Below are 7,361 nucleotides of genomic sequence, written 5' to 3' on the forward strand. Positions count from 1 at the left end.
TCGCGCAAGTCGTGAACTGACAATCGGTTCGTGAAGCGCGGGCAAATCGGCGGCGGCGCAATCCTGTAACTGACGTGGCGCGACACGCTCCAAGCTGGCTCGAGAGCAGGACGCTAGACCTGGAAACCCGGGCATCGAAGCACACCACCGCGCTTCGCGTCTGGCACGTCCTGAATCACGCGGTCGAAGGCTTCATCAACAACAACGACCTGCTGCGTGCGTCGGCGCTGACTTTCACTGTCGCGCTGTCGATCGTACCGATTCTCGCGCTTGCGTTTTCCGCGGTTAAGGGATTCGGCGGCGCGGAACGATTGCGGCCACTGGTCGAGCATTACCTCGGTCTCGGCTCCTCATCGTCGCAGTTGATGGGCTACGTCGAGAACGTCAATGCGGCGGCGCTGGGTTCGGCGGGCGGCGCGTTTCTGCTCGTCACGGTAATTTCGACGATGGGGACAATCGAGCAGGCGCTCAACACGATCTTCAACGTGCCGCAGAGCCGCAGTTATTTTCGCAAGTTCTCCGATTATCTGAGCGTGCTGTTCACCGTTCCTTTTCTGATCGTGGCGGCGCTCGGTGTCACCGCGGTTTTTTCGGTTCGGATTTCCGAATTTCCGTTCGTCACGCAGCTGCTGCCGTACTTGTTCGTGTGGGCGGGATTCTTCTTCCTCTACGTGTTTTTCCCCTACACCAAGGTCAAATATGGTCCCGCGTTGATCGGTTCATTCGTGACCGCGGTGCTTTTTCAGCTCGCGCAGTGGGGATACGTGCGCTTCCAGGTGGGTGCCGCCAACTACCATGCAATCTATGGCGCGCTGGCGACCCTGCCGATTTTCCTGGTTTGGACGTACATCGCGTGGTCGTTGATTTTGTTCGGCGCCGAACTGACCGCGGCCGTGCAGCGCGGCGACCTTCCGCCGATGCTGGCTCCGTCGTCGCCGGACTTTCTGTATTCGGCGACGATGCACATTCTGATTCGCCTGGCGGACCGCGCCTATCGCCCCGGCGACGACGTTACCTCATGGACTCTCGCCCGCGAACTCTTCGTTGGGGAGTCCGCGATTAAGCCGATTCTCGACGGCCTCAAGGCCGGCGGCTTTGTTATCGAGGCCGACCCGAGCACAAGCTCCGCGAGCCAGGGCTTGTTCCTGGCGCGACAGGCTTCGACGATCGTGCTCGCGGACGCAATCAAAGCCGTAGCTTTCGATCAAGGAGCCACCGACGGCGATCCTCGCGTGGACCGCGTGCTGGCGAAGATGGGCGCTATGCGTAACGATCTGCTCAAGACGATTACGCTCGAAGATATCCGCTCTGCGGAAGCGAAAGCCGCCGAGCGGGAAACGGCGGCGATCGAGAACAAAGCCGATCAGTGAATCCGTCGTGATAGTGTATACTCGCAAAACCTTGGAGATGAAAAAAACTGAACCCCGCAGCCGCTTCGTGAACGTCAACGGGGTCCGCTTGCATGCTCTCGACTGGGGTGGCGAAGGCGCACCGATCGTTATCCTGCACGCTACCGGCTTTCTCGGGCGCATCTATTGGCCGCTCGCAGAGCGGCTGCGCGCGATCGGCCACGTTTACAGCTACGATCAGCGCGGCCACGGCGACAGTTCGGCGGCATCCGACGGCGAGTATAGCTGGGACTCGACGATGCGCGACCTCGAAGGGTTCATCACTGCGATGGGCTGGTCCGGCGTTCGAGCTCTAGGCCACTCCGCCGGTGCGACGGCGATCGGTTCGCTCCCTTGCGAGCGCCCAGACCTGATTTCATGCGCCGTCCTGCTCGAGCCGGTGATCTTCGAGTCGCCGACGGCGCCGGAACTCGGATGGCGCAATCCATTCATCCAACGGACCCTGAGGCGCAGGCGCATTTTCGACAGCGTCGACGCGATGTACTCGAACTTCGAACACAAGCCGCCGTACAACGGCTGGCGGAAGGAGATTCTGCGCGACTACTGCGAGTTCGGTACGCGTCCGACGAGCGACAGCAAGCGCGAACTCAAGTGCGCGCCTGAGGTCGAGGCAAAATTCTACGAGACCTCGCGCGACTTCGACGGGCTCGGGCGAATTCTCCACTGCACTTCGCCGCTGCTGGTAATGTTCGGTGCGCGCGGCGATTCGCTTGGCGCATCGTTGTCCGGAAAAGTTGCCAACGAACTCAAGAACGGACGCGTGATCGATGTGGCCGACACGAGCCATTTTATCCCGATGGAAGAACCCGACTACGCAGCGGATAAGGCGATCGAATTCTTCAGGTTCGAGTAAATAGTCAGTCAGGGCGAACTGAGTAATGCGCGCGCTTCGGCAGTATATACTCCCTGGCGTTCATATAGTATCAATGGCGGCTCGACAGTTACTTCGATTCCGCCACCGAGACGGGCTTCGATCAGCATTACCGACGCGGGCATCGCAATCCGTGGATGAACGAGACGGATACGCTTCGGCTCGAGTTGGTTCGAGCGCATTGCGGAAATCAGCTCGGCGCTTCTGCGCGCGGTGAAGACAAATGCGACGCGTCCGCCGCGGCGCGCGTAGCGCCGAGCCACTGCGACGAAGTCCGCAAGCGTGCCGACGTTCTCACCGCGTGCCAGCCGGCGGCCGTGCTCGGGATTCTCGCGGCCGGAGGCCGCCGCGCGATAGGGAGGATTCGCGACGATCAGATCGAAGCTCGCGGACTCGACGCCTGCGATTTTTTTCTGCCGCAGGTCGGCGCAAACCGCACGCACCGATTCGAGCCCGTTGATCTCGGCGTTGCGCACGATCATCTCCGCGAGCGCCGGCTGGATCTCGAGCGCAACGACTTCGCGCGCCCGACAGAGCGCCGCAATCATGATCGATACGACGCCGCATCCGGCCCCAAGCTCTAGCACTCGCTCCCGCTTTCTTGCGCCCGCAAAGCGGCCGAGCAGGATCGCCTCGATCGAGAAGCGGTAGCCGTGCCTCGGCTGGATCAGCGTGATAGAACCACCCAGGACCGTATCGTGAGTTTCATCGCTTGAATTTGCCGTCATGAATGCCGCCGAGAAAGGAGAGCTCTACGCCCGCATCTTTCGCAAGGTTGGTGTGTTTCTCGGCAAGGGAGAAATTCCGCGGGCGCTCAAAGAGCTGAATGAAGGTATGAAAATCGCCGAACGCAACGGCGATAGCAAGATGGCGACGCGATTCGCGCAAGAGATTGCAAACGTCTCGAAGAGCGCAGAACCCACGAAATAGCGGCCTTTTACCTCGAATTTCGACGTTTCGAGCGACGCATCGCTTGACGCCTTCGAGTTCGTACTTACTTTGAAATTGTGGGACGCAAGGCGATTCGAGCGAAGGACAGATAGAAACTTCCTCGCGCCGGGCGCCCCGAAATCTAAAATCACGCCGGAGATAATTACCGGCAGGAGGCTTCCAAATGGAAGTGTTCATGAGAAACGGCCTGACTCCCGACAACTCGCTTCTGCGCCAGTGGAACGTGCTGTGGAACGAGCTCGAGCCAGCGCGCAGGGCTGCGCCGGCAGCTGACGTTGTTGAAGACCCGGACGGCTATCATTTCTACTTCGAGATGGCCGGCATCAACAGCGAGTCGGTCAATGTTCGCGTCGAGGACGGGAATCTGATCGTCGAGGCCGAGCGCAAACGGCCCGAGTGGTCGAAGGACGTAGAGCTCCATCTTTCCGAGCGGGCGTACGGCACGATGCGGCGCGCGTTTACGATGCCCGAGGACGCGAGTCACAAAGGAATCAAGGCAGCATACAAGGACGGCGTGCTGGAAGTGACGGTGCCGAAGCGGCCGGAGAGCAAACCGTTCAAGATCAAAGTCGAGTTCGAAAACTAGCCAGCGCGCTGGACGCTTCGCGCCGCGGCTAGGAGAATTTTGGCCCAGGCGCTGGCGGTCTAAACTGCCGGCGCCGTGAGCGCAGCCGACGAAGCCACCTCGGGCTGACCTCTCATCGGAGGAATCGCAGATGGTGTTTCTGATTATCCTAGTGGCTATCGTCGCATTGCTAATTCTTGCCTACAATCGATTAGTCAGTCTGCGCAACCAGGTAGATAATTCGTGGCGGCAAATTGATGTACAATTGAAACGCCGGCATGATTTGATTCCAAATCTCGTCGAAGCCGTCAAAGGCTACATGCAGTTCGAGCGCGACACGCTGACGCAGGTGGTCGAGGCGCGCGCCAAGGCTGTTAGCGCGCCGGACCAGGCCTCACGCATGGCGGCGGAGAGCCAGATCACGACCGGTCTGGGGAAACTGCTGGCGGTGATGGAAAACTATCCGCAATTGAAGGCCGACGAGAACGTGCTCAAGCTGCAGGAAGAGCTGACGACCACGGAAAATCAAATCGCCTACGCGCGGCAGGCCTACAATGACGTCGTGCTCGATTTGAACACCCGCATCCAAACCTTCCCTACGAATCTCATCGCCAGCAATTTCGGTTTCAAGCCCGCGGAATATTTCAAAGGGGCTCCCGAAGAGCAGGCCGTTCCCAAGGTCGATCTTTCGATGACCGCGCCGCGCGCCTGAGCCACGCGCCGCAAGCGGGCATGCTCGATGGCAGCAAGCAATTTCAGGGGTCTCGAAGCGACCAATCGCCGCGAGACCGTGCTGCTCGTACTCGCGTTCATGCTACTGCTCGGTGCGCTCGGGCTTGGACTTGATGTTGCGGCAAACGACGTTGCGATCGTTAACGGACAACTCGTCGGCTTCCCGGTACTGACAATCGCGGCGCTGGTTTTTGCCGGCGTGCAATCGATGGTGTCATACTACAGCGGCGCGTCTCTCGTGCTGCTCTCGGTTCACGCTCGCGAGCTCACGCCTGACACGCCCAAGCATCAGATGGTGCTGGACGTGATCAACGAGATGGCGACTGCGGCGCGGATGCCGGTGCCCAAGCCCTACATCATGGACGATCCGTCGCCGAATGCATTCGCGACCGGACGCGACCCCGCGCATTCGGTGATTTGCGTCACACAGGGACTGGTCGATCAGATGGACCGCGAAGAGTTGCAGGGCGTGATCGGGCATGAGATGTCGCACGTCGCAGACTACGACATCCGCACGATGATGATGATCGCCGTGATGGTCGGTGGAATCGCGATGCTCTCGGACTTCGTGTACCGCTGGATGTTCTTCGGCGGCTTCGGCGCGCGCGGCCGGAGCGGTAACGATCGCGACAATCAAACGGCGGCGCTGATCACGGTCGCGGTGATCATCCTGGCCGCACTGGCGCCGATTTTTTCACAATTGCTCGCGATGGCGGTGTCGCGGCAGCGCGAATATCTCGCGGACGCGTCGTCGGTCGAGTTCACGCGCAACCCGCGCGCGCTGCTACGGGCGCTGGAGCACATCGCAAAAGTCGAGTCACCGCTTAAGCAGGGCACCGCTGGTACCGGCCATCTTTTCATCGTAAATCCTCGCGAGGGCCTGCGCGCGGACGACGAGGGATTCTTTGCCAACCTGTTTTCGACCCATCCTCCACTGAGCAAGCGCATCGCGCGACTGCAGGCGCTGCTGGGAGCATCGGGTGCATCTATCCTCGACGCATCATCGCAGGCAAACACCTGAGCGAACACCACACTTTCCGGTTCCCCTTCCCCAGAGGAAGGGGTTAAGGGTTAGGTTCCCGCGCACTCGCGACGTTGCTCGATATGCACAGTCGACTTAAGCTCGACGAATGCCAACCGAGCACGAAGTCGACCAGACACTCACTCAAGTAGTTGCCCGCGTCGCGAAGATCGACGGCGTCCAGGCGATCGTGCTCGGCGGCTCACGCGCGCGCGGAACTGCCGACGAACGCTCGGATATCGATCTCGGGATTTATTACGACGGCAAGCATCCGTTCTCAACGGTGGCGCTGGAAGCGGCTGCGAAGGATCTGGACGACCGTCATTCAGAGGGCCTGGTGACTTCGTTCGGCGAGTGGGGCCCCGGAGTGAACGGTGGCGGATGGCTCGAGATTCAGGGCAATCACATCGATTTTCTCTACCGTGAAATTGGAGCCGTGCGCGAAGCGATCGAAGATTGCGTCGCCGGGCGCCCGCGCAGCGTCCACCAGCTCGGGCATCCGCTCGGATTTCACATGCAGATTTACGCGGGAGAAGTTCACGTCTGCCGTCCGCTATTCGATCCTTCTGGCACGGTCGCTCGGCTCAAATCTCTAGTCAGTGAATATCCTGAAAAATTCCGTACGGCTGTTATCGCCAAGCATCTTTTCGACGCGGAGTTCGAAATTACGATCGCGGCGAAGGCGGCCGCGCGCACAGACATAATGTACGTCGCGGGATGTCTGTTTCGCGCAGCGGGTTTCATGACGCTGGTGCTGTATGCGCTGAATCGCAGATTTTTTTTCAACGAGAAAGGCGCGTGGGCCGAATCGCGGGGCTTCGCGATCAAGCCGGTGCGATTTCACGACACCGTCGCGACCGTGCTGGGAAGCGTCGGCACAACAGTGGCGGAACTAGCGGCGAGCGCCGTCAGCTTCCAGAGCCTGGCTGCGGAATTGCGCCAACTCGCGGCGCGACCGGCCAAGGCGTCCTCTAGCGATTGCGTCCTTTGAGCGCGCGCTCGATTTCGCGATCCGAAGCCCTGCGCGCGAGCACGTCGCGCTTGTCGTACGAGTGCTTGCCTTTGGCGAGCCCAAGCTCAACCTTGGCGCGTCCGTTCTTGAAGTAAATTTTCAGCGGGACGATCGAGTAGCCCTTCTCGCGCACGCGGCCCCACAGGCGATCGATCTCGCGCCGATGCATCAGCAGTTTTCGCGCGCGAGTTTCCTTGTGGCTGAACTGGCCCGCCGGCGCGTAAGCGCCGATGTGCACGCTCTCGAGAAACGCCTCGCCGTTCTTGATGCGCGCGTAACTGTCGCGCAGATTTGCGCGATGCGCCCGCAGCGACTTGACCTCGGTGCCCGTGAGCGCGAGGCCGGCCTCGATAGTCTCCTCGATAAAGAAGTCATGCCGCGCCTTGCGGTTGTCGACGACCAGATCAAATCCGTCAGCGGCCGGTTTACCGTTGCGGCTGTGAGAATCACGCGCCATATCAGCGTGAGTTTATCCGCACAGGGCGATGCAGATAAGGGGTCGATCGGCATGGTTGCGAACGCTGTCGCCGAGCCTTAGATTGGATGGTGTAACCGTTTCGACTTCACTGGCCCGTATGGAAAACCCACTATCGTGGGGGCGAACTGGATTCGACGAAGACAACATGGCCATGGTCGCACGCCGGGTGCTGTCGACCCGTAAAACTGGCAGACTGCGAAATTTACCCGCAGACAATAACGGTTACGCTCTGGCGGCCTAAGGGCCGCTAGCGTCCCGCCGCTGCTCGCCCATGGCAGCGGGTCGGGGCGTCATTTAGTGGGCTAGGGAACCGCAGTTCACC

Annotated in this window: 9 protein-coding genes and 1 other RNA gene; 8 read left to right on the forward strand and 2 right to left on the reverse strand. The window is 60.4% G+C overall.

The features are described 5' to 3' along the window. The first annotated feature begins 74 nt into the window (after nucleotides 1-74). Both VJX68_RS08085 and VJX68_RS08090 read left to right on the forward strand, forming a co-directional pair. Complete coding sequence (locus VJX68_RS08085; RefSeq protein WP_324095165.1) at nucleotides 75-1,370, forward strand: YhjD/YihY/BrkB family envelope integrity protein; 1,296 nt, start codon at nucleotides 75-77, stop codon at nucleotides 1,368-1,370. A gap of 37 nt (nucleotides 1,371-1,407) precedes the next feature. Beyond that, nucleotides 1,408-2,262: an alpha/beta fold hydrolase gene (locus VJX68_RS08090; RefSeq protein ID WP_324095166.1), complete on the forward strand. Its 855-nt coding sequence runs from the start codon at nucleotides 1,408-1,410 to the stop codon at nucleotides 2,260-2,262. A gap of 8 nt (nucleotides 2,263-2,270) precedes the next feature. Here VJX68_RS08090 and VJX68_RS08095 read toward each other — a convergent pair whose 3' ends face one another. Beyond that, entirely contained in the window at nucleotides 2,271-3,008 is a 738-nt protein-coding gene (locus VJX68_RS08095) for a tRNA1(Val) (adenine(37)-N6)-methyltransferase (RefSeq protein WP_324095167.1), read from the reverse strand. Between VJX68_RS08095 and VJX68_RS08100 the strand changes: the two genes are divergently transcribed. The 5 genes from VJX68_RS08100 to VJX68_RS08120 all read left to right on the forward strand — a co-directional run bounded on the left by VJX68_RS08100 (nucleotide 3,007) and on the right by VJX68_RS08120 (nucleotide 6,540). Continuing rightward, nucleotides 3,007-3,210 (forward strand): hypothetical protein, encoded by a 204-nt coding sequence (locus VJX68_RS08100; RefSeq protein WP_324095168.1) that lies wholly within the window; start codon nucleotides 3,007-3,009, stop codon nucleotides 3,208-3,210. The two genes, VJX68_RS08095 and VJX68_RS08100, sit on opposite strands and share 2 nt — an antisense overlap. Before the next feature lie 184 nt (nucleotides 3,211-3,394). Beyond that, complete coding sequence (locus VJX68_RS08105) at nucleotides 3,395-3,817, forward strand: Hsp20/alpha crystallin family protein (RefSeq protein ID WP_324095169.1); 423 nt, start codon at nucleotides 3,395-3,397, stop codon at nucleotides 3,815-3,817. A 130-nt stretch (nucleotides 3,818-3,947) separates the two neighbouring features. Beyond that, nucleotides 3,948-4,508: a LemA family protein gene (locus VJX68_RS08110; protein WP_324095170.1), complete on the forward strand. Its 561-nt coding sequence runs from the start codon at nucleotides 3,948-3,950 to the stop codon at nucleotides 4,506-4,508. Between the two features lie 27 nt (nucleotides 4,509-4,535). Further along, on the forward strand, nucleotides 4,536-5,549 hold the full coding sequence (locus tag VJX68_RS08115) for a M48 family metallopeptidase (protein WP_324095171.1): 1,014 nt from the start codon (nucleotides 4,536-4,538) through the stop codon (nucleotides 5,547-5,549). Nucleotides 5,550-5,658: 109 nt separating this feature from the next. After that, entirely contained in the window at nucleotides 5,659-6,540 is an 882-nt protein-coding gene (locus VJX68_RS08120; protein WP_324095172.1) for a nucleotidyltransferase domain-containing protein, read from the forward strand. Here the strand turns inward: VJX68_RS08120 and smpB are convergent. After that, nucleotides 6,521-7,018, reverse strand: coding sequence for an SsrA-binding protein SmpB (smpB, locus tag VJX68_RS08125; protein WP_324095173.1), 498 nt, complete (start codon nucleotides 7,016-7,018; stop codon nucleotides 6,521-6,523). The genes VJX68_RS08120 and smpB overlap by 20 nt on opposite strands. 137 nt (nucleotides 7,019-7,155) lie before the next feature. Between smpB and ssrA the strand changes: the two genes are divergently transcribed. Beyond that, nucleotides 7,156-7,361: a transfer-messenger RNA gene (gene ssrA / locus VJX68_RS08130) on the forward strand; the annotation flags it as partial.

This window comes from Binatus sp. (SeqCode) (genome assembly GCF_035272065.1).
In the GTDB taxonomy this organism is placed as follows: domain Bacteria; phylum Desulfobacterota; class Binatia; order Binatales; family Binataceae; genus Binatus.